Origin of the sequence: Microbacterium ureisolvens (assembly GCF_019511645.1) — a bacterium.
GTDB classification, from domain to species: Bacteria; Actinomycetota; Actinomycetes; order Actinomycetales; family Microbacteriaceae; genus Microbacterium; species Microbacterium ureisolvens_A.
Genome location: NZ_JAEUAX010000010.1, coordinates 92,679 through 119,212, shown reverse-complemented (window position 1 = coordinate 119,212; position 26,534 = coordinate 92,679). Strand labels below are relative to the sequence as shown.

The window sequence follows — 26,534 nt, the reverse complement described above, 5'->3', positions numbered from 1 at the left end:
GCCTGCTCGGCGTCTCCGTGGTGGTCCGGCTGATGCCGGTATCGTTGCCCAGCGCCCGGTTCGCTTCCGCGTCGATCAGGTCCTGCAGCCCGGCCCGCCGCATCCGGCGGAACACATCCGAATGCGTAAGCTCCGGCTCGGCGAGGACCTCTGAGATCAGGGTCGTCGAAGGAGACTGGTTGTGGGTCATCGTGGGATCGCTTGTTTGCTTCTCGGCGGAAGCAACAGGTCTCCTTCGATGCCCCCTAACCATGTAACCGACGACGAGAACCCCTGCGGAAGTGGCACCCCCTACGAGACGACCCGACGGTCGTGATGTGAATGCGGGTCCAGCGGGCGGGCTCGCGACGTGTCCACTTTTGGTCCACTTTTCCCCGAAAGGTCCGGTTTGTGGTCCGTCGGAACCCGTAGCGATGCGCCCGCGTTGCCAGTAGAGTCAAGGCAAGAAAAGGGTGCGAGGGTGCCCAGTCATAATCGTGAGGTCGCGGGTTCAAGCCCCGCTCCTGCTACTGAAAACCCCAGTTCGGCTGGGGTTTTTCCGTGCCTGCGGTCAATGATCCTTCCTGTGCTCCTCGCCGAACGGGAAGCGGTTCACCAGTTCGACTCGCCGGCGAAACACTTCGCCGCCTGACGGTGGATACGTTGGCAGCCATGGGTCACGCACATCCAGCTCCAGGCATCGCCATCGAGTACTTCACGGCGGGTGTCGGTCGCCCGCTGGTGCTGGTGCACGGCATCACCGAGTCGCGGCGGGCGTGGGATCCGCTGCTTGCGCCGCTCATCGACGCCGGTTATCGGGTGACAGCGGTAGATCTCCGGGGGCACGGCGCATCGAGCGTGGTGGCGCCATATGACCTTGCCACCATGGCAGGCGATCTGAGCGCCGTCCTCGCCGACATCGGTGCCGACGATGCGCTGCTCGTCGGCCACTCGCTAGGCGGTGCTGTCGCCACCGCGTACGCCGCGAGCGGGCCATGTCGCGGGGTCGTCAACGTCGATCAACCGCTGCTGCTCTCCGGGTTTCAAGAAACCCTGCGGTCGGTGGAACCCCAGCTTCGGGGATCGACCGCAGAGTTCGACGGCGCCATCAGCGCCATCTTCGAAGCGCTGGCCGGGCCACTCGACGGGGCCGAACGTCGGCGCATCGATGACCTCCGCAACGGACGCCAGGACGTCGTGCTGGGCGCGTGGGAAGCGGTCTTCGCCTCGTCGCCGGCCGACCTCGACGCGATGGTCGAAGGTGTCATCAGCACTGTCACCGCGCCCTATCTATCGCTGCACGGCATCGACCCGGGCGCTGAGTACGGCGAGTGGCTGACCGAACACGTGCCGTCGGCCACTTTCGAAGTGTGGCCCGACCTCGGCCACTATCCGCACCTCATCAGACCTGCAGACTTCGTCGCACGAGTGGTCGCCTTCGACGCACCCCTCGGCTGACGCTCCGACGCCGCGTCACGGCCGGGTCGCTGGGTACAGGGCTTGTTAGGGTACCGCGCGCCCCCGGCGCCTTGTCGCGGTGCTATCGAGCCGCCGGGAGCAGCCGCTCGACCACGTCTTCGTCTCCAGCGAGACTGCCGTCGACACGCCCCTCGACATGGTCCACTACGGCGTCACCAAGACCGCGCTCCTCGCCGTCGCCCGCGGCCTCGCGAAGGCCGCGGCCGGCACCGGCGTCACCGTCAACTCTGTTCTTCCTGGCCCGACCCACACGGAAGGCATCGAGGAGTACATCACCGCCCTCCTGCCCGAGGCAGGCACCTTCGACGAGGCCCAGCGCGACTTCATCGCCCAGTACCGGCCGACCTCGCTGCTCAAGCGCCTGATCCGCCCCGAGGAAATCGCGAACCTCATTCTGTTCGCCAGCTCCGAGCAGTCCTCCGCCACCACTGGTGCCGCGCTGAAGGTCGAGGGCGGCACTCTCACCTCGCTCGTCCCCTAAGCCCCGAGAAGTTCGTCGTCTGCCGCACTGATGGCGGCGACGTCCGTGGCGGCGTTGCCTGTCAGTCGGCGGAGCCGGGCAGCCGCGTCAGCCCTTGTCTCCCTGCCCGCTGAAGGGCCGAGTGCGCGGAGGGCGAAGAACGTCGTGAAGCGACGCACGACGTCGATCCTTCGCGGCGCGGTGAAGGCTACGCCGCGGACCGAGCCGAGCATCCGGACGACATCCGTCGTGCTGATTCGCAGAATGCCGCGTCCCGCGACGGGACCACGCGCGTTGCGCGCGCCTGCGATCTCGAGGCGGAGCGTCGTGAGGCGGTGCCACGCGGTGAAGAAGGTCGGCCCCGTCTTGGTTCCCACGAGCCGGAGCGGGGTTCCGGCGTCGGTCCGGGCGTCGAGGATGTATCGCATGGCGAACCGCTCGCCGGCCGGGAAGAGCTCCAAGCGGCCCCGGACCGGCTGTGATGTGGCGGTCCCCTCGAGGTCGAAAGTGCCGGAGATGGCGAGCGGATGCCGCTGGTCTGTCTGGAATCGCTGCCAGCTGGTGAGGTCGGCGGTGAGGCGGAGGGTCGCCGCGCGAATGCGCCCGTCGACGCGGATGCTTCCGGTGAGACGTTCGCTGAAGCGGAGTCCGTCGCCGGCGCTCTGTTCGCGAAGCCGCGCCATGGCTGCACCGGCCTCGTCTTCGGGAGCCGGCACGGGGCGGACGTCTTCCCACTCGGGTGCTCTCCAGTCCGGGTCGCCCGTGGTGCGGATGGCGTGCTCGATGCCGCGTTCTGCGAGGGCGAGGATCGTGGCGGAGGGGTTGGCGCCCGTTGCCGTGGGGACGGCTGCTCCGTCGAGGATCAGCATCCCGGTGTAGCCGTGCACCCGACCGTACTGATCGATGACGCCGTCGTGTTCGTCGGCCCCACGAGGCGCGCCGCCGAGGGGATGAACGGTGATCGGGGTGCGCAGGAGCGACCAGGTGGGGCTCGCATAGGCGCGGCCTCCGAGGTGTCGGTGCGCCACTTTGCCCACGCGGGCCTGTGCCCGGGTGAGCCTCCGGTTCGCCCTGGCGTCCCACGCGACGGTCGCCTGGTGCTGCCGGTCCAGGGAGAGCCTGCCCGTCGCCGAGTCCCTTCCCATGAGCAGCAGCGCGATCGTCTCTCGGCGTCTGTCGCTTTCGCGGGGGTGGAGTCGCGGAAACGGCAGGATGTCGTGCAGCACCCCGGACATGAGTGCCGTGAGCGGTTCGGGGATCGCGCCGTCCTGGACCTGGAACCAGACCGGGGCGCGGTCCTCCTCGACGTCCAGCACGGTCGTGGTGGTGATGGTGGGTCCGCGTCGAGCGGCGGCGTGCTGGGGCCGGCGCAGCAGTGTGAGCGCATCTCCGTTGCCGGAGAATCCCTCGCCGAGCCGCAGGGAGAGCGCGGGGAGAGTGCGGAGGACGTCGCGCTGCCGCAGCAGGAGCTCGGTGGTCCCGATGGCGCCCGCCGCGAGGACCACCATTCGCGCGGTGCGGTGATGCCGGCTCGCGGTGGTGTGGTCTTTCCAGTGGACACGGTAGGACTGGCCGTCAGGCTCGACGCGGTCGACTTCGGCGCCGGTGCGGGCGTGGGCGCCGTGCTGTTCCGCGAGGGCGAGGTAAGTCTGGTCGAGGCTGTTCTTCGCGCCCCGCCTGCAGCCGATCACGCATTCCCCGCAGAAGGAGCAGCCCCGCTGCTTCACGCCGTAGCGGTTGGTCACGACGGTGTCGGGGTCTTCTTCGAATCGCACAGCGAGGTTGGGGCGGATGGTTCCTCCCGGTCGCCCCATGCGCGCGGCGACCGCCTCCATGGTCGTCGCGCGCTCGGGAACGCGACCGGTGGTCGGGTCCGCGGCCACGGGCGCGACGTCGAGCATGTGCGCGGCGAGGTCGTAGTACGGGTCGAGGTCGGCTCTGCCGACCGTCCAGCGCGGGTCGGCGAAGACCTCCGCGGATGGCCGGGCGAAGACGTTCGCGTAGACGAGGGATCCGCCGCCCCATCCGGCGGCCTGGATGCTCAGCATCCGATCCAGCCAGCGCACGTCGTACATGCCGCGGCCGAGGTTCCACAGCCACCCGTCCGCGAGCCGGGGTGCGCGAGGGAAGTCCGCGGGACGGAACCGGCGTCCGCGTTCGAGCACGAGCACTGAGCGCCCCGCTTGAGCGAGACGGGCCGCGGCGACGGCGCCGCCGAAGCCGCTGCCGATCACGATCGCGTCGAGCATCTCGGGCAGCGACTCTGCGTCGGGGAGCCGCGAAGCCGATTCCACCGATGACGGCTGAGGGGACGACTGGCACATGGGAGTTCCTTCCGATGGCGGTGCGGGTGAGATGGGGGAGGGGCCGGGGAGCGCCGCACGCCGCGCATGCGACGTTCCCCGCGGCCGCTCGCGGGCAGGGCGCGGTGTCAGCTCTTGCGGGCGAAGCCCGCGGCGATCGCCGCCAGGACGGCGACGGCGGCCGTGCCGAGGAACAGCCACGAGAACCCGTCCGTGATGGCCTCCGGGGCGGCGACGCCGCTGTCGAGCAGCGCCTCCGTGCGAAGGGAGGCGATCGTGCCGAGGACGGCGAGCCCGAGCGCGCCGCCGATCTGCTGGCTGGTGTTCACGAGGCCTCCGGCGAGGCCGGATTCGCCGCCCTCGACGCCGTCGACCGAGAGCTGCGTCGTGGTGACGAAGGCGCCGCCCATGCCGACTCCGATCAGGATGCTGGGGCCCAGGATGTCCGTGACGAACTGGGCATCGGCGGGAGCGAACGACAGCCAGACGAGCCCTGCCGCGAGCACCGCGAGCGAGCTGATGAGCGTCGGCTTCGCGCCGATGCGGGAGATGACGGCGGGCACGATGCCGGCGACGATCACGAGCGCTCCAGCCAGTGGCAGCTGCGTGAGCCCCGTGGCGAGCGCGTCATAGCCGAGGACGGCCTGCATGTAGACCGAGAGGGCGAAGAACAGCGCGACCATCGCGGCGCCGATCAGCAGCATGACGATGTTGCCGACGGTCAGGTTGCGGTTGCGGAACACCTCGAGCGGCACGAGGGGCGCGGCCGTTCGGCGTTCGACGACGACGAACGCTACGCCGAGGACGACGGATGCTGCGGCCAGGCCGATCGTGAGGGGGTGGGTGAGCCCGACCTGCTCGATCGCGCTGAGCGCGCCGACGGCGGCGACGAGGGCCCCGGTGATCGTGACGGCTCCGGGGATGTCGAGCTTTCCGCGGGCGCCGACGGTGTCGCGCGTGATCAGCAGCGGGATCGCGATGAGCACGATCGCCCCGATGGGGACGTTCACGTAGAACACCGACTGCCATCCGAGGGTCGCACTCAGCACTCCTCCCAGCAGGACTCCGGCGGCCGAGCCGATGCCCGCGACGCCGCCCCACACGCCGAGCGCCTTGGTGCGATCCTTCGTGTCGGGGAACAGATGCGTCAGCAGGGCGAGAGCGGCGGGGGCCAGCAGCGCGGCGGACGCGCCCTGGAGCGCACGCGCGCCGAGGAGCATTCCGCTCGTCACCGAGAGGCCGGCGAGGGCAGAGGCGGCCACGAAGCCGGCGGTGCCGATGAGGAAGATGCGGCGGTGGCCGTAGCGGTCGGCGAGGCGTCCGCCGAGCAGCAGCAGCCCGCCGAAGGCCAGGACGTATGCCGTGATGACCCACGAGAGGGCGGCCGTGTCCATTCCGAGTTGCTCCCCGAGGACGGGCAGGGCGATGTTGACGATGGACGCGTCGAGGACGACGAGGAATTGAGCGAGGGCGAGGACGCTGAGGGCGAGCCAGCGGCGGGCGCTGCGGACGTTCGCCGCCGGTCCTGTCGTCGGGGCGGTGATAGTGGTCATGGTGATGCTCCTGTCGATAAGGAGTGAGCAGTCACTCACTCTTTTGGGTGTGGGTCTGCCCGTGACGCCCGGGTGCGTCGGTTCGGGGGTCTCAGTCGGGATGGCGGATGCCGTGCGAAAGCGTCTGGGCCCACGTCGCGGGGATCTCGTCGATGCGAGCGGTGACGATCAGATGGCACAGCTGTCCGTACGCCATGAACCGCTGCACGTCGTCATCGCTGCCGGCGGAGCGCTCCATCGCGAATGCCGTCACCTTCGCGAGCCCGGTGCGCAGCGCGTCGCCGATCTCCGGAATGTCGGCCACCGATTGCGCGTGCACCTGCAGCAGGAGGAGGGTGCGGTCTCGGATGAGCGCGGCATAGGCGCCCCCCATCGCGTCGAGCACGTCGTTCGGGAGAGATGATGCCGACGCATCCGCGCCCTCTGCGAGAGCCTCCACGATCTGGTCGAAGCAGGCTTCGAGCGCGGCGACGAACAGGGCCTCCTTGCGCGGGTAGAGCTTGAAGACATAAGCCGGCGAGATCTTCGCTTCTCGCGCGACGTTCGCCACGGTCGTCCCGTGGTAGCCGCCACGCGCGAACTCGCGCAGCGCGGCCGCTGCGACCAGGGGTCGTCGTGTATCGGCGGTGGAGAGGATCGAGCTGCGTTCGGTCATGAGAGTGACTGTACACTCACTAGAGTGATTGGTCAATCACTCACCACCCCACGGGTGAGGCGGTTGATCACGCGATCGGATCGTCTCTCGGATCACGCTATCTGCATGGTGCGTCGGCACCCTCCGCCGTGTGAACTGAGAACCATTCTTTGGCTTGTTCGCGAAGGCGGGAGACCGGCGTTGGATGGACCTGAGCTTCTCCGGCGGTTCTGCATCGGCGATCCCTCCCTGGCCGACGACTCCGGCGAACTGTGGTCGCGATGTCTCGACCATCGCACCCGAGACCTCGTCCGGATCGGTGCGCTGATCGCGATGTCCGCACCCGACGTGTCGTTGCGTTCCGCCATCGACGATGCGCTCTCAGCGGGGGCCGCGGCGGAGGAGATCATCGCCGTGATGGATGGACTGGTGACCGTGGTCGGCCTGCCGAGGGCGGTTGCGGCGGCCCCGCGCATCGCCTCCGCGCTCGGCTACGCCGAGGACCTGCAGGACGACCTCTGAAGCCATGGCCCGCGCCCGGGGTCTACCCGCCGAGAAGGCCGATCGCGACGGCACGCTCGACCGCGCCCCCTCGTGTCGTCACTGCGAGCTTGCGGTAGATGGAGCTGAGCTGGGAGCTCACGGTGTTGCGTGAGACGTAGAGACGCTGTCCGATCTCGGCGATCGTCAGGTGCGTCTGGAGGTACGGCAGGAGGCGCAGCTCCGCCGGCGTGAGCGGGACCGTCCCTTCGGTGTGGGGTTCGATCGCAAGCCCGGCGCGGAATTCCTCGATCTGCGTGGCGATGGCGCCGACGTCGGGCCGCTTCGCCAGCAGCCGGTCGCATTCCGCGAGGAGATGGAACGCCGCCGAGCGGTCGCCGAGCATGACGTGGGCCTTGGCGAGCTGGAGGCGGACCCGCAGCGACAGCCAGGGGAGCAGGTGGGTGCAGCCGACACGAGCGCGCATGCTGCGAGCGAGGAGGCGCTCGCCGCGCTCCCGGTCGCCGCTGTGCACGGCGACCCGGGCGGCGACCGCCAGTGCGAGCGCGGTCGTCGGGTATCCCTCCATATGGCTCGCGTCGATTGCGTCGACACCGCGCTGGGCGTGGGCCGCGGCGGCGACCCACCGGCCCTCGTCGATCGCGATCAGCGCGAGCTCGGGCTCGCTCAGGATGACGGTGTCGGGGTTCTGCATGACGGTCGCCAGTTCGACGGCCTGCGCGAAGAAGCCGCGTGCGGCACCCGGGTCTGCCGACAGCAGGAGCGCTGAGCCCCAGAGGTGAAGGGCCTGATCCCGCCACGGGCTTTCCTCAGGCTCATGCTCGAGGGCGTAGGCGGCGTCGGCGACCACCCGTTCGTACCCGTGCACGCACATCGCCGCGCGCACCATCGCCCGCGCGGATTCGAACAGCACGCGGTCGTCGTCACCGAAGCCGCTCGCGTCGACCGCATCGAGCAGTCGCGCCCATTTCTCCCCTTCCCGCACCTCGCCGAGCAGCAAGGCGGTCCATGTCCTCGACACGACGAGCGCAGGGTTCGCGGTCAGAACGTCGTCGCCCAGCTCGTCCAGCCAGCGCCGCGTCGTCATCACCTGACCCTGCCCGTACATGACGAGGCCCACGTCTGCGACGAGCGCGGCAGCGCGCGCGGACTCGTTCGCCTGGAGAAGGTGCTCGACCGCGAACGCGAGCGCGCCCTGTTCCTCGTGCCACGTCGCTGCACGCCGATGGAGACCGGCTGCGGCCTCGGAGCCTTCGGAGCGTTCCAGTTCCGCCAGGAGGTACTCGCGGAACAGCCCGTGGTAGCGGAACCAGCTGCGCTTCCTGTCCATCGGGACGAGGAACAGGTTCGCCTCTTCGAGCTCGTACAGCCGGCTGCGCGCGTCTTCGATCTGCAGCACCGCGTTGCAAGCCTCAGGTGAGACCTGTTCGAGGATGGCGCTGCGGCGCAGGAACCGCTGCGTCGGCTCAGGAAGCCGCGAGATGCACTCGCGGTAGAGGTAATCGGCGACGTACCGCTCGTCGCCCGTCACGGTCGTGGCGTCGCCGCCTGTGCGCGCGACGAGGGCAGAGAGGTACAAGCCGGTGGGCCAGCCTTCGCATTTCGCGACGATGCCGGCGAGCTCGCTCGCGGCGACATCGGTGGCTCCGGCCTCGTCGAACAGCACTCGAGCATCGTCGACGTCGAGCGACAGATCCGCGGCCGAGACCTCCCAGACGACACCCTGGGCGCGCAGCCGCGCGAGAAGCGGAGGTGCCTGCCGGCCGGCGAGGACGACCTGCGAACCGGCCGGCACCCGCGCCAGGATCACTTCGAGGGCGTCCTGGCATGCCGTCGACGCGACCAGGTGCAGGTCATCGATGAACAGGACGAAGTCCTCGGGTGCGGAGGAGACGGCTGCGGCGAGCAGCGGGGCGGAGCGTCCGAGCGCGGTCGCGCCGATGCCGCGCATCTCGTCGACGACCGCCTCTGCAACCGAGGAGAAGCTGGCACACGCCGATGCGACGATCGGCAGCAGCGACGCGGGATCGTCGTCGGTGCGCTCCAGTGAGGCCCAGGCGACCCTCCGCGTCTCCGTGGCTGCCCACTCGGCGAGCATCGTGGACTTGCCATATCCGGCAGGAGCGGCGATCGAGACGACGCGGGCACCGCTCGCCCGGGCGTCGGCGATCTGGCGTCGTCTGCTGACAGCGTTGGTTCGCCAGGGTGGAACCCGGGTCTTGCTCTCGAGCAGCACCGCCTGCAGATCGCGTCCCCCCAGGAGCGACTCACGGAGCATGTCCGGCACGGTCGGCATCCTATGGGGGAAGGCGAAACCACCACAAACCGGCCGACGGCGAACGGCCGGGGAACGTCAGGTGCCCGTCGCATGACGAGGCCGCACGCACCTCGAGCGCGCGTGCGGCCCCCCTCGTGTCGCGTCAGCGGCGGTCGTGACGATCGTCGCGACGGTCCTGCCGCCGATCCTGACGCCGGTCCACGCCGTTCGAGACGACCTTCGCCGTGCCGACCACTGCTGCGGTGCGCGCGACGGGCGCACCGATCACTCCGCGGCGTCCCACGCGTCCGATTCCGATGGGCATCGTCATTCTCCTTCACTCGTCAGCGCAGCGATCAGGGCTTGCGTCGGGATCCGTCCCGACGCGATCAGCTGACCGCCGTTGCGCCGGACCGCGGCGGCGAACGGCGCCGCCCACGTGTTCTCCCAGACCAGGATCCCGGCGCTGCTGCCGGGCTCCATCGCCGCCGCGACGTCGAGGAGGTCCTGCTCGGCGAGCACCTCTGCGAAACCTGCGGCCAGCGCTCCCAGCGCGCCGAGGTCGTCGTGATCCTCGATCTCGTCGACCTCGATCGATCCGTCCTCGCCCTTGTGAACGATGACCAGATCGAGCACCCGGATGGTGCCGTCGGCTGCGAGAGCTGCGAGCTCCGCCAGGGCGTCGCCGGTGATCCTGCGCTCCCCGGCCGGGAACTCCACGACGATGTAGTCGATCGGTCCCAGCTCGTCGTCGGCGTCGTACGCCACGTCGGCGGTCGCGCTCATGTCAGTCATTCTTCGCCCCTCCTGTCAACTCCCCGATGCTGCGGCAGGGCGGCGCTCGCCGTGGCGTTCAGCGCATCGAAGTCGCAAGGACGATACGGCGGGCGTCGCGCGCGCCACATCATGCGAATCGCATGACTTCGCGGGACGGATGCTGCGCCTATGACGAGGCGCGGAACCCGCCGCGTCGTGCGGCCAGGTACTCCGCCGGCATGCCGGGCCCGATCTTGACCGCGACCTCGTCCGCCGGCACGGCGCCGCACGCGTCGCACGTCGTCGTCGCGTGGACTGCGTTGTCGCACACCGAGTGGCGGTAAAGGATCGGAGGATCGACCGGTGACGCCCACTCATCGCCCCACTCGGTGAGCGCGATCAGCGAGACAGCCAGCGCACGCCCTTTCGGCGTGAGCACGTAGTCGGCCCCGCCGGCACGCTCCATGATGCCGGCCGCGACGAACGACTCCAGTCGCGAGGTGAGGACGTTCGTCGCGATGCCGAGGTTGTGCTGGAAGTCGCCGAACCGCGTCACGCGCGCGAACAGTGCGTCGCGGATGATGAGCAGGCTCCAGCGTTCCCCGACCATCTCGAGGGAGCGTGCGATCGAGCACACCTGCGTGTCGTACGTCTTGCCGAGCATGTCCCCGAACATACCACTTGCGTGATGCAAGTAGCAGGGCTACGGTGACTTGCATCACGCAAGTCACCGACTCGAACGGGTCGCGAGCAAGGGAGCAGGAAGCATGACCGCGAGCTTCACAACGACGATCACCGTCGAGGCCTCGGCGCAGGACGCCTTCGACGCCATCAACGACGTCGCAGGATGGTGGGGTCGGACCACCGGTTCGACCACCGAGGTGGGCGGCGAGTTCGTCTACGTCGTCCCGGGCCTGCACTACACCGGATTCCGGGTCACCGAGCTGGAGCCGGGCCGGCGCGTGGCATGGCTGGTCACGGGCAGCCATCTGGACTTCGTCGCCGACAAGCAGGAGTGGAACGGCACGACCGTCCGATTCGACATCCTCGAGGAGGAGGGCGGCACGCGTGTCGTGTTCACGCACGACGGGCTGACGACCGACGACGACTGCTACGACATCTGCACCAACGCGTGGGGCATGTTCGTGAACGGCAGTCTCAAGGCGCGCATCGACACGGGCAAGGGGGCGCCCTACGTGTTCGGCGGTGACGAGGAGTTGACTGCTGCCGACCACGACGAGCTGCACAGCCAGGTCGCCGCCGCGGCCGCCGATCGTGTCGGGGGTGCCGCCTAGAGTGCGCCTATGCCCGAGCGCGTGGAACTGTGGTGGGCGAGACGCCAGTTCTCGAAGGGCGTCGAAGTGCCGTATCCGGTGGGAACCTACCGGTCGCAGTGGGCCGCGTATCCGGCGCTCGTTCGGCAGTATCACCCGGATCTGAACGCCGGCATCGCGCTGACCCAGGTTCCGCCGGCCGCCGATGTGCTGCTGCTCTGGCAGTGCGAGTCAGGTCACATGTTCGCCGCCACTCCGTCCGAGCAGCGCGAGCGTCCCGGTCGCGAGCGGCGTCGATCGGCGTGGTGCCCGGAGTGCTCGGTGCTGGCGAATCCTCCGCGCATGGCGGCGCGGGCCCCCGGCGCCGAGCGCGCGCCGCGGCGGAAGCCGCAGCGCACGCTGTGCGCCAAGACCCCCGAGCTGCCGACGGGGGAGCCGTTCGTCAGTGCGTGCGCGCCGAAGCCGGCGTCGGCGGTCGAGGCGCGGATGCGCACCGATGTCTTCGCGAAGCTCGCGGTCACGGCGGGCTTCACCGCGATCCGGACCGCGCGGCCCTTCTTCGAGCACCTCGAAGTGTGGCCCGACATCCTCCTTCCGGAGCTTCGGATCGCGCTCGAGTACGACACCGTCGGCAAGCACGGGCTGGAGCACGTGGGCAAGCGCGAGGAGGCGGACCGGCGCAAGGACCGCCTCATCCGCGCGTCCGGGTGGGAGGTGGTGCGGGTGCGGACCGGAAAGCTGCAGCCGATCGGTCCGCACGACATCGTGATGTCGTCGTGGACCACGCGCAGCGCGGAGCTCCTGGTCGACGCGCTGCGCAGCATCCGTGGTCCGCTTCTCGTCGACGCGTACCTCAGGTGAGTCCGCGCGTGCCGCGAGCGCGTGTCGGAGGTCGTCGTTACGGTGGTGGCGGAGGGGACATGAAGACGAAGAGACTCGCCCGCACTGCGTCGCGTCTGCCGCGCCGAGGCCACGTCCTGGTGACGGTGTCGGTGGTCGACGAGAACGGTTTCACGTCCCAGTACGAGACCGTCGAGGTGCCTGTCGGGGCGCTGCGCGAGGGTGTCGCCGCGATCCACCTCGCAGCGGTGGATGCCGCCGATGAGGCGGACAGTCGAAGCGCATAGTCCGAACGCATTCACCCTTGCGCCTCGGCTGCGCACGTCCTACCATCGAACATAGATTCGATGAAGGAGGGCATCATGCGGATGTTGGCACGTGAGGATGTTCAGGTCTGGTGCGAGCAGGGACGACCGGTCCGTCTCGTGGTCGACCGTGAGCGCTGGCGGATCATCGATTCCCCGACCCGGAGCGATGGCGGGCGGCTGTTCCAGAGCTGGCGCTTCACCGCGCGCAGCGACGTCGACCACCGCACGCGTGTCATGGATGTCGAAGAGGTCGACGGCCATTGGATGCTCGTCGCCGCTTGGGAGTGAGCAGGGCCCTGGGGTAGGCGCCCCATTGTCGAAACCGTGAAGATCGGCGGAACTTCACGTCCCGATGTCGGTCAACCCTCTTGAGACCTGAATCGTGCGTCAGGTAACGTCCCGCAGGGCGGTTCCCCCGAACCGCTACCGCGCTCTACAAGGAGGTACCGCGCATGGCATCACCCCAGACACCCCCGGTCTCGATGAAGCAGTCGAGCCTGAGGCGCGTGGTCACGGCGTCGATGGCGGGCACCGTCGTCGAGTGGTACGAGTTCTTCCTCTACGCCACAGCCGCGACGCTCGTCTTCAACAAGATCATGTTCCCGCCGTCGGACGACCCGTACGCCCCCATCATCGCGGCGTTCATCACCTACGCGGTCGGCTTCATCGCCCGACCGCTCGGCGGCATCGTGTTCGGCCACTTCGGCGACAAGTACGGGCGCAAGAAGCTGCTGCAGTTCGCGATCATCCTCGTGGGCGTGGCGACGTTCCTGATGGGATGCCTGCCTACGTTCGACACGATCGGCTACTGGGCTCCGGCTCTCCTCGTGGCGCTGCGCTTCGCGCAGGGCTTCGCTGTCGGCGGGGAGTGGGGCGGAGCCGTCCTGCTCGTCGCCGAGCACTCGCCGAACAAGACACGAGGCTTCTGGGCGTCGTGGCCGCAGGCGGCGGTGCCGATCGGAAACCTGGTGGCGACGGTCGTCCTGCTCGTGCTCAGCCGCACGCTCACCGAGGAGCAGTTCCTCGCGTGGGGCTGGAGGATCGGCTTCTGGCTGTCGGTCGTGATCGTCGCGATCGGCTACTACGTCCGCACGCGCGTGACCGACGCGCCGATCTTCCTGGAGGTGCAGAAGGAGGTCGAGCAGTCCAAGGCGCTGCGCTTCGGCGTGCTCGAGGTGCTCAAGCGCTACCCGCGCGGCGTGCTGACGGCGATGGGGCTCCGCTTCGCGGAGAACATCATGTACTACCTCGTCGTGACGTTCTCGATCACGTACCTGGCGGTGGCTCTCGAAGTCGACACGGCCGAGATCCTGGGTCTGCTCGTCATCGCGCACATCGTCCACATGATCGTCATCCCGCTGATCGGCGGCCTGACCGACAAGATCGGCCGCAAACCGGTGTACCTCATCGGCACGCTCGGCGCCGCCGCCTGGGGCTTCATCGCCTTCCCGATGTTCGATACGCGCAACCCGGCGATCATCGTCGCGGCGATCTGCCTCGGCCTGTTCATCCACGCGTTCATGTACGCGCCGCAGCCGGCGATCATGTCGGAGATGTTCCCGACGCGCATGCGGTACTCGGGCGTCTCGCTGGGCTACCAGGTGACGTCGATCGTCGCCGGCTCGCTGGCGCCGATCATCGCGACGGCGCTTCTGGCGAACACAGGTTCGTATATCCCGGTCGCCGTCTACCTCGCGATCGCCGCGGCGATCACCTTGATCGCGGTCATCTCGATGCGTGAGACGAAGGGCTCGTCGTTGCACGACCTCGACCGTCTCGACGAGGAGAAGCTCGCGGCCGAGCAGGTGCCCGCCGGCGCCTGAGCCCCATCCGGACCGCCTCGCCATCCGGTGGCGGGGCGGTCCGCCGTTCGCGTCGCAGAGTCGGCCCGGTGGCTATGCACTCGTGGGATGCCGACGCACCCCCGGCACCGGCTGCGGACGCATCACCATCGCGGTCGTGATCCCGAGGATGACGATGCCGATCGACTCGATGACCACGGTCTGCGGCACGAGCGTGAAGTCCCAGGTCTGGTGGATGCCGAACAGCCCCACGGTGAGGGCGAGGACGAGCGCACCCAGCGTCGCGATGAGGAACAGCAGGCTCAGGACCGTCACGAGCTGGAGCAGGCGACCGCGCAGGAGCAGCATCCCCGCAGCCAGGACGAGCCCTGCCACGCCGTTGAGGATGAACATCACCCCCAGGAAGCCACCGACGCCGTTCAACGCGAGATAGAAGTGGATGCCGCCTGCGCAGAGGAGGGCGATCGCGCTCAGGATGCGCATGGTCCACAGCGCCCGGACGCCGGATTCCGTCATGGTCCTACCTGCTCTCTTCCGGAGGGGAGATGGTCGACGCCTTCTCGAGGGAAACGAGCCGGGCGCCCGCCAGGTTCACACGCGCGAGCCAGATCACGTCGCGTCCGAAGGACTCGAGCGCCAGCAGAAGCGCCGCCAGAGCAACGACGGTGTTCACCGGGGCCGGCAGCAGCTGCGACGCGACGATGGCGAGCGCGACGCCGCATGCGGCGGTCACCACCTTTCGCCAGTACCGCGGGGGCAGCGTCCGCTGCATCCAGGGCAGGACGAACCCCAGGGCGACGAACGCATACCTGAGCAGGCCGATCGCGAGCACCCACCAGCCCACGTATCGCGCGTCGTACACGCACAGCACCAGCAGCAGGAACGCATCGACCTCCATGTCGAAGCGCGCGCCCAGGTCGCTCTCGCTGCGGGTCCGGCGGGCGACGTATCCGTCGACGCCGTCGAGGGCCAGCGCTACGGCGACGAGTGTGACCAGCAGTGCAGTCGAGACCTCGCCCGTGAATGAGACCACGACGAGGGCGGTCACGAGTCCTACGAGCATGGACCGTGTTGCGGTGACCGCGTTCGCCGGTCCGAAGCGCTCTACCCGTCCCTGGCGGATACCCCTCATCAGCAGCGCCGTCGACACCACGAGGTAGCCGATGCCTGCCGCCCACCCCGCCGCGGTCAACGGCGTCACCGAGCTGATCGCCGCCATCCCGGCCGATCCGGCCGCGACCCACCACCAGGGCACCCACTGAACTTTTCCCATGCGCGCTCCGTGTACTCCTCATGGCGGTCACGGGGAACACGACACAGGGACCCGCTGAGGTTCACCACGAGATTCCGGATGCTGCGACCGCATGGTGGTCGATCGGCCCGGGGCGGGGCGAGTTCCGCCGCGAACCGCTGCCCGATGTCTCCGACGGTGAGGCGTCGGTGCGCACGCTCTATACCGGCGTCAGCCGCGGCACCGAGTCGCTGGTCGCACGGGGCGAGGTGCCGGCGTCGGAGCGCGAGCGCATGCGCGCGCCGTTCCAGGAGGGGGAGTTCCCCTTCCCGGTGAAATACGGGTACCTCAACGTCGGAACCGTCGAACGCGGGCCCGTCGAGCTTCGCGGCCGCACGGTGTTCGCGCTGTTCCCGCACCAGTCGCGCTTCGTCGTGCCCGCCGACGCACTTCATCCCGTGCCGGATGGCGTCCCCGCGCGGCGGGCGGTGCTCGCCGGGGCGGTCGAGACCGCCGTCAATGTGCTCTGGGACGCCGCCCCGCTGGTCGGTGATCGGGTGGTCGTCGTCGGCGCGGGCATGATCGGCTGCGCGATCGCGCGCGTGGCGCGCAGCATCCCGGGTTGCGTCGTCACCCTCGTCGATGTCGACCCGGCGCGTGCGGCGACCGCGCAGGCGCTGGGGGTAGGTTTCGCGCTCGCGGCGGAGGAGGTCCCGCGAGCCGACGTCGTGATCGAGGCGAGCGGCGCCGGTGCCGGGCTGCAGCTCGCGCTCGGCATCGCCCCGACCGACGGCGAGGTGATCGTCGCCAGCTGGTACGGCAGTCGGCCGGTGTCGCTCGATCTCGGAGGGGACTTCCACTCCCGCCGCGTCGCCCTCCGTCCGAGTCAGGTCGGTGCGGTGGCCCAGCGCCGGAGAGGTTCCCGCACGGCGGGCAACCGTCTTGCGCTCGCACTGCGACTGCTCGAGGATCCGGCATACGACACGCTGCTCGGCGGCACCTCGTCGTGGCGGCAGCTGCCCGAGGTCACCGCAGGGCTCGCCGACGGCACCGCCGGCGAACTGTGCCACACGATCGATTGGAATGCCGAGTGAGCTTCAGCATCACCGTCCGCGACCACATCATGGTCGCTCACAGCCTGCGCGGCGACGTCTTCGGGCCGGCGCAGCAGCTGCACGGCGCGACGTTCCTCGTCGACGCGACGTTCCGTGCCGATGAGCTCGACGCGCACGGCGTGGTGGTCGACATCGGGCGCGCCGGCCAGGTGCTCCGCGAGATCGTGGGTGCGCTCACGTATCGCAACCTCGACGACGAGCCCGACCTGCAGGGCGTGAACACCACGACTGAGCGGCTGTGCCAGATCATCGGCGACCGCCTCGCCGCGCGTGTGCGCGACGGCGATGTCGGCGAGGCGAGCCTGAGCGGGATCGTCGTCACGCTGCACGAATCCCATGTCGCGTGGGCGTCCTACGAGGTGGCGTTGTGACGGATCCCCCGTCCCTCCGCTTCGTCGTCCCCGCGGGGGTCGACGATCCCCTGCGCGTGAGCGGGGGCAATGTGTACGACCGACACATCCGCGACGGGCTTCGCCGCCGCGGCTGGGACGTGGAGGTCTGCGAGGCGGCGGACGCGGGGGCCGCAGCATCCGTGCTCCGTGGTGCGCCCGACGGCTCGCGGGTGCTGGTCGACGGGCTGGTCGCGGGGTGGGCGCCGGCAGCGGTGGAGGAGGCGGCGAGGCGGTTGCGCCTCACGGTGCTGGCCCACATGGTGACGGCTTCCTTCCCGGACGCCACGGGTGCCGCGATCGAGGCCGAGCGTCGCGCCCTCGCATCGGCTCACGGTCTGATCGTCACGAGCGACTGGACGGCGGCGGAGTTGGCCCGACGGGAGCTGGCGGAACCGGGTCGCACCGCCGTCGCCGCCCCGGGGACCGTCGCCGCGGAACCCTGCCCACCGCCGGCCGACGAGGGGCAGCTGCTGTGCGTCGGCGTGATCGCCCCGCACAAGGGGCAGGACACGCTCCTCGCCGCGCTCGCCCGGCTGCGCCGCGAGGAGTGGAGCTGCACGATCGCCGGGTCGAGCGAGGCGTCCCCGCAGTTCGCGGCGCGGATCGCCCGGCAGGCGAGCGCGCTCGGCGGCAGGGTCCGGCTCACCGGAGTGCTCGACGACCGAGCGCTCGACGACGCCTACCGCCACTGTGCGCTGCTGATCGCGCCGTCCCGCGTCGAGAGCTCGGGCATGGCGATCGCCGATGCGCGGGCACGGGGCATCCCGGTGCTCGGCGCCGAGACCGGGGGCATTCCCGACGCGCTCGCGGCGGGTGGAGGAATGCTCGTCCGCCCGGATGACCCCGCCGCGCTCGCCGCCGCGCTGGACGCATGGCTGTCGGATCCTGCGCTCCGGGCGCGACTGCGCCGTGAGGCGCTCGCGGCGCGAGCGACCCTGCCGACCTGGGACGACACGGTGACCCGCGTCGCCGACGTGCTGGAGGCGGCATGACCTCGATCTCGACGACGACGGCGGACTGGCTCGCGCTGCGGGCGCCCGCCGACGACGACGCGCGCTCGGCCGACCTCGCACGCGAGCTCGCACGGCTGCTCGCACCGGGCTCGACGTCGGCGCCCCTGGTCCTGCACGACCTCGGCGCCGGCACCGGATCGATGACCCGCTGGCTCGCACCTCGGCTCCCGGGTCCGCAGCGGTGGGTGCTCCGCGACGGCGACGCCGACATCGTCGAGCACCTCGACCTGCGCACGGTCGTCGACGCGGCGGGCAGCCCGGTCGTCGCGGACATCGTCGTGGAGCACCTGGCCTCCCTCCCGATCGACGCCTTCGACGGTGCCGCGGCGGTGACCGCGTCGGCTCTCCTCGACGTGATCACCGAAGCCGAGGCCGCCCATGTCGTCGCCGCCTGCGTCGCGGCGGGCACGCCGGTGCTGTTCAGTCTCTCGGTCACCGGCGCGGTGCGCCTTCGTCCTGCCGAGCGGCACGGCGCGCTCGAGCGCGCCATCGAGTCCGCCTTCAACGAGCATCAGCGGCGCGAGGCTTCCGGGCGACGGATGCTGGGGCCTGCCGCGGTCGCCGTGGTCCAGGCGGCCTTCGCCGACGCCGGGTGGAACGTCCGCACCGCGGCGACCCCGTGGCGCCTCGCGCGTCATGACACCGCGCTGATGGGAGAGTGGCTGGACGGCTGGATCGGCGCCGCGGTGGAGCAGCAGCCGGAACTCGGGCCTGACGCCGCGGGGTACCGCGAACGTCGTCTCGCGGAGGCCGCGGCCGGACGGCTGCGCGTCACCGTCTCCCACGAGGATCTCCTGGCATGGCCGCGCTGAAGAGGATCCCCCCGCGCCTGCGGCCCGCGCTGCGGATCGCCGCTGCGCTGGCGGTCGTGGCGGGAACGGTCGCCGTCGTGGGCGTCGGCCCGTTCCTGCGCGGCCTGACGTCCATCTCGCCCGCCACCATCCTCGTCGCCGTCGCGCTCGCCGCTGTCGCCACGGCGGCCGCCGCGTGGCGCTGGCGCATCGTCTCCATGGGGTTCGGACTGACGCTCGGCTGGAGCGAGGCGCTCACCTCGTACTACCGCTCGCAGTTCCTCAATATGGTGCTTCCCGGCGGAGTCGTTGGCGACGTCCATCGGGCGTACGTCCAGGGGCAGCAGCACGAGCGGGTCGATCTCGCCGCCCGCGCGGTCGCCGCGGAGCGCGTCGCGGGGCAGCTCGTCCAGATCGTGCTCACGCTCGCGATCCTGCTGCCCCTGGGGCTGGCGTCTCGGCTCACGCCCCTGGCCTGGATCAGCGGTGCGATCGCCGGGCTGGCGATCGCGGTGGTCGGCCTCGTCGCGGCCACAGGGCGCGGGCGCGCTGTGCTGCGGCGGGAGTATCGCATGCTCCGCCCCGTCCTCGTGCGGCCGATCGCGCTGATCGCGATCGCGGCGGCGTCGGTGGTGGTGGTCGCCGCCCACGCCGCCACCTTCGTGGTCGCGGGGCTGGCGGCCGGCGTGCATGCCGGCGCGGACGAGCTCGCCGTGGTGGCGCTGATCGTCCTCGGCGCGGCCGCCCTCCCCGTCAACGTCGGCGGCTGGGGGCCGCGCGAGGCGGTCGCCGCCTCGGCGTTCGCGCTCGCGGGGCTCGGTGCTGGTGCGGGGGTCGCCGTGTCCACCGCGTTCGGCGTGCTCACGGTGGTCGCGGTTCTTCCCGGATCCTTCGCACTGCTCGCGGACCGCTTCCGAACACTGTCCGCAGGGGGCATCATCGGGGGGAGGAGATCCGCATGAGCGAGCGACCCTACGTCACCCTCAGTTGCGCGATGTCGATCGACGGCTACCTCGACAGCCTCGAGCCGGCTCGGCTAGCGATGTCCAACGCCGCCGACCTCGATCGCGTCGACGATGTGCGCGCGCTGCACGACGCGATCATGGTCGGCGCGTCCACGGTGCGCCGCGACAACCCCCGCCTGCTGGTGAGGGATGCCGCACGTCGCGCTCGGCGCCTGGCCGCGGGACGTCAGGAATCGCCGGCGAAGGTGACCGTCACCGCGAGCGGCGATCTGTCACCGGAGGCCGCGTTCTTCACGACGGGGGAGGGACCCCGGATCGTGTACTGCCCGCGCGATCGCGCCGCGGATCTCGGCGCACGGCTCGGCCACCGTGCAGTCGTCGTCGGGCTCGGCGACGGGTGCGTCACGATGGATGCCCTGCTCGACGACCTCGGCACCCAGCGCGGGGTGCAGAGCCTGATGGTCGAGGGTGGCGGCACGGTGCTGACTCAGTTCCTCGGCGCCGACCTCGTCGACGAGCTGCACCTGGTGGTCGCGCCATTCTTCGTGGGCGAGACGGGCGCCCCGCGCGTGGTGGGCCCGGGTGCCTTCCCGTGGACGGCGTCGCGGCGGGCGCACCTCGCCGACACCCGCCAGATCGGCGATGTCGTGCTTCTGCGCTACGCCCTGTCGGACCGTTTCGGGCTGCTGGACGCAGAGCCGACGGGAGCCGGACGCTCGGTCGCCGAGCGTCCGTGAGCGCGGGGGCCGGCGTGCGCGGCGTCCCGCCGGGGCGCCGGCGGCTCGCCCTCGGCGGGGCGATCGCCGCTCTCGTGGTGCTGCCCCTCGTCTCCGGGGCGCTGGCAACGGCGTCGATCGTCGGTCTCGTCCGCATCCCGGCCGAGTCGATCGTGGCGCTGCTGGTGCTCGCCCTGATTCCATGGCGGATGCTGCGCCTCGCCGTCGCGACCGCGTTCGGCGCGCTTGTGGCCGTCGCCGTCCTCGTGGCGGGCATCGATCGCGGCTATCAGGCGGCACTCGGCATCCACTTCGTGCCGCTGGACTGGCCCCAGCTGGGCGACGCGTACGGGGTCGTCGCGTCGGCGATCGGATCGGCGGCCGCAAGCGCTGTGTTCACCGTGGCCGTCATGCTGGTCGTCGCGGTGGGTGTCACGGCCGGCTGGGCCGCGTTGCATGTCGATGCCGCGCTGCGACACCGGGGCGATCACGGACGAGCCGCGCTCGCCACCGTCACCGTCGCGTGGATCGTGATGGCTGTGGCGGCGCCGCCGCTGCGCCTGCCGGATCCGGTCGCGGTGGCAGCATCCGCGTCGTCGCTCGGCTCTGCCGTGTCCCGGGCCGTGTCGGCGCTCGAGACGCGGGCCCGGGTCGCCCGGCAAGTCGCCGCCGACCCGTACGCGGGTGTGCCTGCGACAGACCTGCTGACGGCCCTCGAGGGCAAGGACGTGCTGTTCGTCTTCGTCGAGAGCTACGGCCGGGTCGCGCTCGAGGGCGACGACATCTCGGACGGCGTGCACGACGTGCTCCGCCGTGGCGAGGAGACGCTCGGGGGCGACGGCTACGCGTCGCGGAGTGCCTGGCTGACATCGCCGACCTTCGGCGGGGTGAGCTGGCTCGCGCATGCGACGCTGCAGACCGGGGTGTGGATCGACGCGCAGGCGGTGTACGACCTGGTGGTGCGCACCGACCGCCTCACGCTCAGCGCGGCGTTCGGCCGGGCCGGCTGGCGCACCGTCAGCGACGTGCCGTCGAACCGGCATCCGTGGGACGTCGGATCGTCGTTCTATCGGTACGACACGATGCTCGACGCGACGAACGTGGGCTACCGCGGCCCGTCGTTCGGGTACGCACAGATTCCCGACCAGTACACGCTCAAACACTTCGCCGACCAGGTGCTCGCGGCATCGGAGCGGCCGGTGATGGCCGAGATCGACCTGGTATCGTCGCACACGCCGTGGGCGCCGCTGCCCCGGCTCTTGCCGTGGGCCGACGTCGGCGACGGATCGATCTACGACGCCCAGCCGGCACAGAGCGAGCAGATGAGCGAGGTCTGGAAGGACCCTCGCACGGTTCAGCGCCACTACGGAAGATCGATCGAGTACGCGTTGGGGTCGGTGCTCTCGTTCCTCGAGAACGTCGACGACCCGAACCTCGTCGTGATCATGCTCGGCGACCACCAGCCGGCGGCGATCGTGAGCGGCGAGGACGCCGACCGCGACGTGCCGATCAGCATCATCGCGCGGGATCCGGCGGTGTTCGACGAGATCGCCGAGTGGGAGTGGACCTCGGGGCTGCGGCCGTCGGACGCGTCGCCGGTGTGGTCCATGGATGCCTTCCGCGACCGCTTCTTCGCGGCGTACCGGTCCGCCGGCTGACGCCCGGCTCACCCGGTGCCGTCGGCCCCTGCCGATCGCGATCGTGATGCACCTGTCCGCACGCCGCGGCCGCTGGCAGGATGACGGCATGACGTTCACTCTGCGCGTGCCGGGGCCGCGCGACGCGGCCGAGATCGCCGCGCTGCACGTGGCGACGTGGCGAGAGACGTACACGCACCTGTTGCCTGCCGGCTTCTTCGACGACGAATTCGTGCAGGGGCGACGGAGTATGTGGACCCGCATCCTCGACAACCCCCGCGCCGAGTGGCGCGTCTGGATCGCCGAGAGCGAGGGGCGCATCATCGGCTTCGCCACCTCCGGGCCGGGCCTTGAGTTCGACGGAGCGGCGCCGCCGCGCGAGCGCCAGCTCTACATGCTCTACGTCGCGGCCGCCGATCACGGCGGCGGAGCCGGGCAGGCGCTGCTCGACGCGGTGCTGGAGGGCGGGCCGGCGGTGCTGTGGGTTGCGAAGGAGAACCCGCGCGCGATCGCCTTCTACCGTCGCAACGGGTTCGAGTTCGACGGCGCCGAGCAGACCGACCCGATGGTGCCCTCGATCATCGACGTGCGCATGCTGAGGTGACCGGCCGTCGCACAGAGACGCTCAGCCCGAGAAATCCGAATCGTCTGTCCACGCCGCGATGTCGACGCCATGGTTGTCGGGCGATGTCAGTGTCCACCACTGCGGCGCGTGGGAGTCGTCGGCCATGCGCCCGCCCGCCGCGAGCGCCGCTGCCACCCGCGCCTCGACCTGGTCGCGCGGCACCGAGATATCGATGTGCGTGCGCCCGCGGCCGGCCTTCGGCGGCGCGAGCGGGTGGAACCACACGTGGGGATTCCGGCGCAGAGGGTCGATCGCGTCCTCGGCGCCGAGCGGTTCATAGCCGAGCGCCGCGCTCCAGAAGGGTCGGACGTGCGCGTCGGGTCCTTGCGCGACGGCGATGCCGACGACGGTGAGAACGGACGGGTCGGCCTCGAGGCCGAGGTTGCGGGCTGCCGATGAGACGGATGCCGCGAGCTCGGCATCCGTGCTGCTCAGCGCGCCGTCGCGCCGGCTGAAGGTCTTGACGAAGACGCCTTCGGGGCGGAGGTCGATGTCGGGGTAGTGCTCGAGCCGCTCGGCGATCGCGGCGACCTCTGCCACCAGACGCGCCCCGTGGGAGAGCGACTCGGCGCGGAAGAAGGCGTGGGCGCCCCAGTACAGGACCCGCCAGTCCTCGACGCCCGCGGACTCGTGGAAGGCGACAGGGCTGATCGTCTGGACCTCGGGGAGGATGGTGCCGTCGCCCAGCGGCGGCTGCGCCAGGATGATACGGGCCAGCTGCTGCGGGCGTGTCAGCTGCGGCCAGTGTCCCGTCGGCAGATCGACATACGTCACGTCGCGCAGGCGCGCGAACTCCCGCACCGGCGGGGCCCCGGCTTCGATCCAGCCCTGCAGGTCCGCGACGGTGTACTCGGTCGCGACAGCGGTGACGGGGATGTCGAGTCGGCGGTCGTCGCTCAGGCGTTGGATGCCGGATACCACCCCCGCTGGCGAGGGAATGGCATACGCGCGGAACGCGGCCATGCCACCCTCGCCGAGGTCGCGCAGATCGGCGTCCTCGAACTCGCTCCACGGCGGCAGGGGGAGTTCCCCGCCCTGCGTCGCGAAGCCGTCGAGCAGCGGGTCGCCGTCGGCGGTCGGGAAGCCGCCGATGAGGATCATCCGGGCGATGCGGTCGGAGCGCGCGTCGGCCGCCGCGTAGACGATGCCCGCTCCGGCCGAGTGCCCGACCAGCACGACCTTCTCGCCGGGTGCCTCGTCGATCGCGGCGACGACCGCCGCGACGTGGTCGGCCAGGGTGATCGCCGAGCGGTCGGCATCCGCCGACCCCATGCCGGGAAGGGTCAGCGGCACCGGCCGGTGCCCCGCTCGTTCGAGGGCCGGCGCCACCTCGTACCACGCCCATCCGCCCATCCACAGGCCTGCGACCAGGATGATGTCCATTCGTGCTCCTCGCGACTCCGGGATGACGTCAGTGTCGCGCGCCCCGCCGACATCCGCCACGGGCCGGCGGGAAATCGAGGTCTGAACGGAATAAGGGGGCCGCAGGATCGATTGCAGTTGATACCCCTAGGGGGTATAACGGAAACGTACTTCGGACGAGGAGAGCATCGTGACCGATCCGCATCGCCACCACGACCACGCCGCGCACGACCACGCCGCGAACGAGCACGCCGCCCACGGCGAGCACGAGCACTCACCGCATCAGGTCATGAGCCCCACCGCGACCGAAGCCACCATCGGGGCCGAGGGAGCAGCCCACGCACATCATGGCGCGCACGCCGATCACGCGGCCCACACCGACCACGGCGACCACGCCGCGCATGATGATCACGCTGACCACGGCGCCCGCTCCGACGATGCTGCGCACGCCGACCACGCCGCGCACATGGGCCACGGAGGTCACGCCGGTCACGGCGCCGACCACGTCGCGCGCTTCCGCCGGCTCTTCTGGATCAATCTCGCCCTGGCGGTCCCGGTCGTCGCGTTCTCGGGCATGTTCGCGATGGTGCTCGGCTACACACTGCCCGACGCGCCGTGGGTCCGCTGGATCTCGCCGCTCGTCGGCACGGTCATGTTCTTCTGGGGCGGCTGGCCCTTCCTGTCGGGCGCCGTGTCGGAGCTGCGTGCGCGCAAGCCCGGCATGATGCTGCTCATCGGGCTCGCGATCACGGTCGCGTTCATCGCCTCGTGGGGAGCGAGCCTCGGGCTGCTCCATCACGAACTCGAGTTCTGGTGGGAGCTGGCCCTCCTCATCGTGATCATGCTGCTCGGCCATTGGATCGAGATGCGCTCACTCGCACAGACGACGTCGGCGCTCGACTCGCTCGCGGCGCTGCTTCCCGACGAGGCCGAGCGCGTGGAGGGAGACCGCATCGTCGTGGTGGCTCCGTCCGCGCTGCGTCTCGGCGATGTCGTGGTGGTGCGCCCCGGGGGCAGCGTTCCGGCTGACGGGCGCATCGTCGACGGCGCCGCCGACATGGACGAGTCCATGGTCACCGGCGAGTCCCGTCCGGTCGCTCGCGGCGTCGGCGACCACGTCACCGCCGGCACCGTCGCGACGGACTCGGGGCTTCGGGTGGAGGTCACCGCGACCGGCGACGACACCACCCTCGCCGGCATCCAACGGCTCGTCGCCGAAGCACAGAACTCCACCTCGCGCGCACAGCGCCTGGCGGACCGGGCTGCGGGCTGGCTGTTCTGGTTCGCCCTGATCGCCGCCGCACTCACCGCGATCGTGTGGACCGCGTTCGGACTGCCCGACGAGGCGGTCGTGCGCACCATCACCGTGCTGGTGATCGCGTGCCCCCACGCACTCGGCCTGGCGATCCCGCTCGTGGTGTCGATCGCCACCGAGCGCGCGGCGCGCGGCGGCGTGCTGGTGAAGGACCGCCTCGCCCTCGAGAGCATGCGCATGATCGGCGCGGTGCTCTTCGACAAGACGGGCACCCTCACGAAGGGCGAGCCGACGGTCGTCGACGTGGCCGCGACGACCGGCCTCGATGCCGCCGGCGTGCTGGCGCTCGCCGCGGCCGCGGAGGCAGACAGCGAGCACCCGCTGGCGAAGGCGATCGTCCGCGCCGCCCTGGAGCGCGGTATCGCGCTCGCCTCCGCCTCCGGCTTCCAGTCGTCGCCGGCGGTCGGCGTGACCGCGACGGTCGACGGGCACGTCGTCCGGGTCGGCGGCCCGCGCCTGCTGGAGGAGGTCGGCGCCGGCGATATCGCGGCCGCCGGAACGTGGCGCGACCAGGGCGCGATCGTGCTCCACGTCGTGCGCGACGGCGCCGTGGTGGGCGGGCTGGCGCTCGCCGACGAGATCCGTTCCGAGTCGCGCGAGGCCGTCGAGGCGCTTCACAAGCTCGGCGTCGAGGTCGTGATGATCACGGGCGATGCCGAACCTGTCGCCCAGTCGGTGGCCGAGGCGCTCGGCATCCGTCGTGTGTTCGCGGGCGTCCGGCCCGAAGACAAGGAGCGGAAGGTGGCCGAGCTGCAGGGCGAGGGCCTCAAGGTCGCGATGGTGGGGGACGGCGTCAACGACGCGCCCGCTCTCGCACGGGCCGACGTGGGCATCGCGATCGGCGCCGGAACCGACGTCGCCATCGGATCGGCCGGCGTGATCCTCGCCTCGAGCGACCCTCGCTCCGTGCTCTCCGTCATCGAGCTGTCGCGTGCGAGCTACCGCAAGATGACGCAGAACCTCTGGTGGGCGGCCGGGTACAACCTCATCTCGGTGCCGCTCGCCGCCGGAATCCTCGCCCCGGTCGGCTTCGTCCTGCCGATGTCGGTCGGCGCGATCCTGATGTCGCTGTCTACGGTCGTGGTGGCCCTGAACGCCCAGCTGCTGCGTCGTCTCGATCTCGGCCCCGAGCGCAGCGCCCGCGTCGTCCTCGATCGCTGACCCCTGACACGGATGCTGCGACCCGCACGGCCGGGCCGCAGCATCCGTCGTCCGTGCCCCGAGAG

At 70.5% G+C, this 26,534-nt stretch carries 27 protein-coding genes and 1 pseudogene; 17 read left to right on the top strand and 11 right to left on the bottom strand.

Annotation, left to right across the window (positions count from 1 at the left end; genetic code table 11):
• Positions 1 to 54: 54 nt before the first annotated feature.
• Positions 55 to 190 (bottom strand): annotated as a pseudogene (locus JNB61_RS20705) (IS256 family transposase); the annotation flags it as partial.
• A 350-nt stretch (positions 191 to 540) separates the two neighbouring features.
• Here JNB61_RS20705 and JNB61_RS16080 point away from each other — a divergent pair.
• Complete coding sequence (locus tag JNB61_RS16080) at positions 541 to 1,437, top strand: alpha/beta fold hydrolase (protein ID WP_220340277.1); 897 nt, start codon at positions 541 to 543, stop codon at positions 1,435 to 1,437.
• A gap of 79 nt (positions 1,438 to 1,516) precedes the next feature.
• On the top strand, positions 1,517 to 1,939 hold the full coding sequence (locus JNB61_RS16075; protein WP_220340276.1) for an SDR family NAD(P)-dependent oxidoreductase: 423 nt from the start codon (positions 1,517 to 1,519) through the stop codon (positions 1,937 to 1,939).
• Here the strand turns inward: JNB61_RS16075 and JNB61_RS16070 are convergent.
• From JNB61_RS16070 to JNB61_RS16060, 3 genes are all read right to left on the bottom strand, one after another.
• Positions 1,936 to 4,242, bottom strand: a complete 2,307-nt coding sequence (locus JNB61_RS16070; RefSeq protein WP_220340275.1) for a GMC family oxidoreductase N-terminal domain-containing protein — start codon at positions 4,240 to 4,242, stop codon at positions 1,936 to 1,938. The genes JNB61_RS16075 and JNB61_RS16070 overlap by 4 nt on opposite strands.
• 107 nt (positions 4,243 to 4,349) lie before the next feature.
• Complete coding sequence (locus JNB61_RS16065; protein ID WP_220340274.1) at positions 4,350 to 5,774, bottom strand: MFS transporter; 1,425 nt, start codon at positions 5,772 to 5,774, stop codon at positions 4,350 to 4,352.
• 91 nt (positions 5,775 to 5,865) lie between these two features.
• Positions 5,866 to 6,429, bottom strand: coding sequence for a TetR/AcrR family transcriptional regulator (locus JNB61_RS16060; protein WP_220340273.1), 564 nt, complete (start codon positions 6,427 to 6,429; stop codon positions 5,866 to 5,868).
• A gap of 105 nt (positions 6,430 to 6,534) precedes the next feature.
• On the opposite strand from JNB61_RS16060, the gene JNB61_RS16055 reads away from it, so the two are divergent.
• Entirely contained in the window at positions 6,535 to 6,930 is a 396-nt protein-coding gene (locus tag JNB61_RS16055) for a carboxymuconolactone decarboxylase family protein (RefSeq protein ID WP_159842289.1), read from the top strand.
• A 22-nt stretch (positions 6,931 to 6,952) separates the two neighbouring features.
• Here the strand turns inward: JNB61_RS16055 and JNB61_RS16050 are convergent, their stop codons facing one another.
• The 4 genes from JNB61_RS16050 to JNB61_RS16035 all read right to left on the bottom strand — a co-directional run bounded on the left by JNB61_RS16050 (position 6,953) and on the right by JNB61_RS16035 (position 10,586).
• Positions 6,953 to 9,187, bottom strand: a complete 2,235-nt coding sequence (locus JNB61_RS16050; RefSeq protein ID WP_223214902.1) for a LuxR family transcriptional regulator — start codon at positions 9,185 to 9,187, stop codon at positions 6,953 to 6,955.
• Between the two features lie 142 nt (positions 9,188 to 9,329).
• The gene (locus JNB61_RS16045) at positions 9,330 to 9,491 is read right to left on the bottom strand and encodes a hypothetical protein (RefSeq protein ID WP_159842293.1); all 162 of its coding nucleotides are present in this window, start codon (positions 9,489 to 9,491) and stop codon (positions 9,330 to 9,332) included.
• Positions 9,492 to 9,493: 2 nt separating this feature from the next.
• On the bottom strand, positions 9,494 to 9,952 hold the full coding sequence (locus JNB61_RS16040; RefSeq protein WP_220340270.1) for a DUF6325 family protein: 459 nt from the start codon (positions 9,950 to 9,952) through the stop codon (positions 9,494 to 9,496).
• A gap of 157 nt (positions 9,953 to 10,109) precedes the next feature.
• Positions 10,110 to 10,586 carry a winged helix-turn-helix transcriptional regulator gene (locus JNB61_RS16035; protein WP_220340269.1) on the bottom strand — a complete coding sequence of 159 codons (477 nt, stop codon included), beginning with the start codon at positions 10,584 to 10,586 and terminating at the stop codon, positions 10,110 to 10,112.
• Between the two features lie 103 nt (positions 10,587 to 10,689).
• On the opposite strand from JNB61_RS16035, the gene JNB61_RS16030 reads away from it, so the two are divergent.
• The 5 genes from JNB61_RS16030 to JNB61_RS16010 all read left to right on the top strand — a co-directional run bounded on the left by JNB61_RS16030 (position 10,690) and on the right by JNB61_RS16010 (position 14,167).
• On the top strand, positions 10,690 to 11,217 hold the full coding sequence (locus JNB61_RS16030; protein ID WP_220340267.1) for an SRPBCC family protein: 528 nt from the start codon (positions 10,690 to 10,692) through the stop codon (positions 11,215 to 11,217).
• Positions 11,218 to 11,226: 9 nt separating this feature from the next.
• Positions 11,227 to 12,057 (top strand): zinc-ribbon domain-containing protein, encoded by an 831-nt coding sequence (locus JNB61_RS16025; protein ID WP_220290788.1) that lies wholly within the window; start codon positions 11,227 to 11,229, stop codon positions 12,055 to 12,057.
• Positions 12,058 to 12,116: 59 nt separating this feature from the next.
• Complete coding sequence (locus tag JNB61_RS16020) at positions 12,117 to 12,323, top strand: hypothetical protein (protein WP_220290786.1); 207 nt, start codon at positions 12,117 to 12,119, stop codon at positions 12,321 to 12,323.
• Positions 12,324 to 12,398: 75 nt separating this feature from the next.
• Positions 12,399 to 12,632 (top strand): hypothetical protein, encoded by a 234-nt coding sequence (locus tag JNB61_RS16015; protein WP_220340266.1) that lies wholly within the window; start codon positions 12,399 to 12,401, stop codon positions 12,630 to 12,632.
• 164 nt (positions 12,633 to 12,796) lie between these two features.
• Positions 12,797 to 14,167 carry an MFS transporter gene (locus JNB61_RS16010; protein ID WP_223214890.1) on the top strand — a complete coding sequence of 457 codons (1,371 nt, stop codon included), beginning with the start codon at positions 12,797 to 12,799 and terminating at the stop codon, positions 14,165 to 14,167.
• 72 nt (positions 14,168 to 14,239) lie between these two features.
• Here the strand turns inward: JNB61_RS16010 and JNB61_RS16005 are convergent, their stop codons facing one another.
• Together JNB61_RS16005 and JNB61_RS16000 are read right to left on the bottom strand one after the other, a co-directional pair.
• Positions 14,240 to 14,662 carry a hypothetical protein gene (locus JNB61_RS16005; RefSeq protein WP_220290783.1) on the bottom strand — a complete coding sequence of 141 codons (423 nt, stop codon included), beginning with the start codon at positions 14,660 to 14,662 and terminating at the stop codon, positions 14,240 to 14,242.
• A gap of 4 nt (positions 14,663 to 14,666) precedes the next feature.
• Positions 14,667 to 15,419: a CDP-alcohol phosphatidyltransferase family protein gene (locus JNB61_RS16000; protein ID WP_220340265.1), complete on the bottom strand. Its 753-nt coding sequence runs from the start codon at positions 15,417 to 15,419 to the stop codon at positions 14,667 to 14,669.
• A gap of 20 nt (positions 15,420 to 15,439) precedes the next feature.
• Between JNB61_RS16000 and JNB61_RS15995 the strand changes: the two genes are divergently transcribed.
• The 8 genes from JNB61_RS15995 (at position 15,440) to JNB61_RS15960 (ending at position 22,610) form a co-directional block, all read left to right on the top strand.
• Entirely contained in the window at positions 15,440 to 16,471 is a 1,032-nt protein-coding gene (locus tag JNB61_RS15995) for a zinc-dependent alcohol dehydrogenase (RefSeq protein ID WP_222855485.1), read from the top strand.
• A complete protein-coding gene (locus JNB61_RS15990; protein WP_220340264.1) occupies positions 16,468 to 16,863 on the top strand; it encodes a 6-pyruvoyl trahydropterin synthase family protein in 396 nt (131 codons plus the stop codon). Before JNB61_RS15995 ends, JNB61_RS15990 begins: the two co-directional genes overlap by 4 nt.
• A complete protein-coding gene (locus JNB61_RS15985) occupies positions 16,860 to 17,876 on the top strand; it encodes a glycosyltransferase family 4 protein (protein WP_220340263.1) in 1,017 nt (338 codons plus the stop codon). The genes JNB61_RS15990 and JNB61_RS15985 overlap by 4 nt, the downstream gene beginning before the upstream one ends.
• Positions 17,873 to 18,709 (top strand): SAM-dependent methyltransferase, encoded by an 837-nt coding sequence (locus JNB61_RS15980; protein WP_220340262.1) that lies wholly within the window; start codon positions 17,873 to 17,875, stop codon positions 18,707 to 18,709. Before JNB61_RS15985 ends, JNB61_RS15980 begins: the two co-directional genes overlap by 4 nt.
• The gene (locus tag JNB61_RS15975; RefSeq protein WP_220340260.1) at positions 18,697 to 19,650 is read left to right on the top strand and encodes a lysylphosphatidylglycerol synthase domain-containing protein; all 954 of its coding nucleotides are present in this window, start codon (positions 18,697 to 18,699) and stop codon (positions 19,648 to 19,650) included. The genes JNB61_RS15980 and JNB61_RS15975 overlap by 13 nt, the downstream gene beginning before the upstream one ends.
• Positions 19,647 to 20,390, top strand: a complete 744-nt coding sequence (locus tag JNB61_RS15970; protein WP_159842318.1) for a RibD family protein — start codon at positions 19,647 to 19,649, stop codon at positions 20,388 to 20,390. The genes JNB61_RS15975 and JNB61_RS15970 overlap by 4 nt, the downstream gene beginning before the upstream one ends.
• Entirely contained in the window at positions 20,387 to 22,027 is a 1,641-nt protein-coding gene (locus JNB61_RS15965; protein WP_220340258.1) for a CDP-alcohol phosphatidyltransferase, read from the top strand. The genes JNB61_RS15970 and JNB61_RS15965 overlap by 4 nt, the downstream gene beginning before the upstream one ends.
• 88 nt (positions 22,028 to 22,115) lie before the next feature.
• Complete coding sequence (locus JNB61_RS15960) at positions 22,116 to 22,610, top strand: GNAT family N-acetyltransferase (RefSeq protein ID WP_220340254.1); 495 nt, start codon at positions 22,116 to 22,118, stop codon at positions 22,608 to 22,610.
• Positions 22,611 to 22,631: 21 nt separating this feature from the next.
• Here the strand turns inward: JNB61_RS15960 and JNB61_RS20550 are convergent, their stop codons facing one another.
• The gene (locus JNB61_RS20550; RefSeq protein ID WP_308291282.1) at positions 22,632 to 24,014 is read right to left on the bottom strand and encodes an alpha/beta fold hydrolase; all 1,383 of its coding nucleotides are present in this window, start codon (positions 24,012 to 24,014) and stop codon (positions 22,632 to 22,634) included.
• Positions 24,015 to 24,282: 268 nt separating this feature from the next.
• On the opposite strand from JNB61_RS20550, the gene JNB61_RS15945 reads away from it, so the two are divergent.
• Entirely contained in the window at positions 24,283 to 26,469 is a 2,187-nt protein-coding gene (locus JNB61_RS15945) for a copper-translocating P-type ATPase (RefSeq protein WP_220340296.1), read from the top strand.
• Positions 26,470 to 26,534 lie beyond the last annotated feature (65 nt).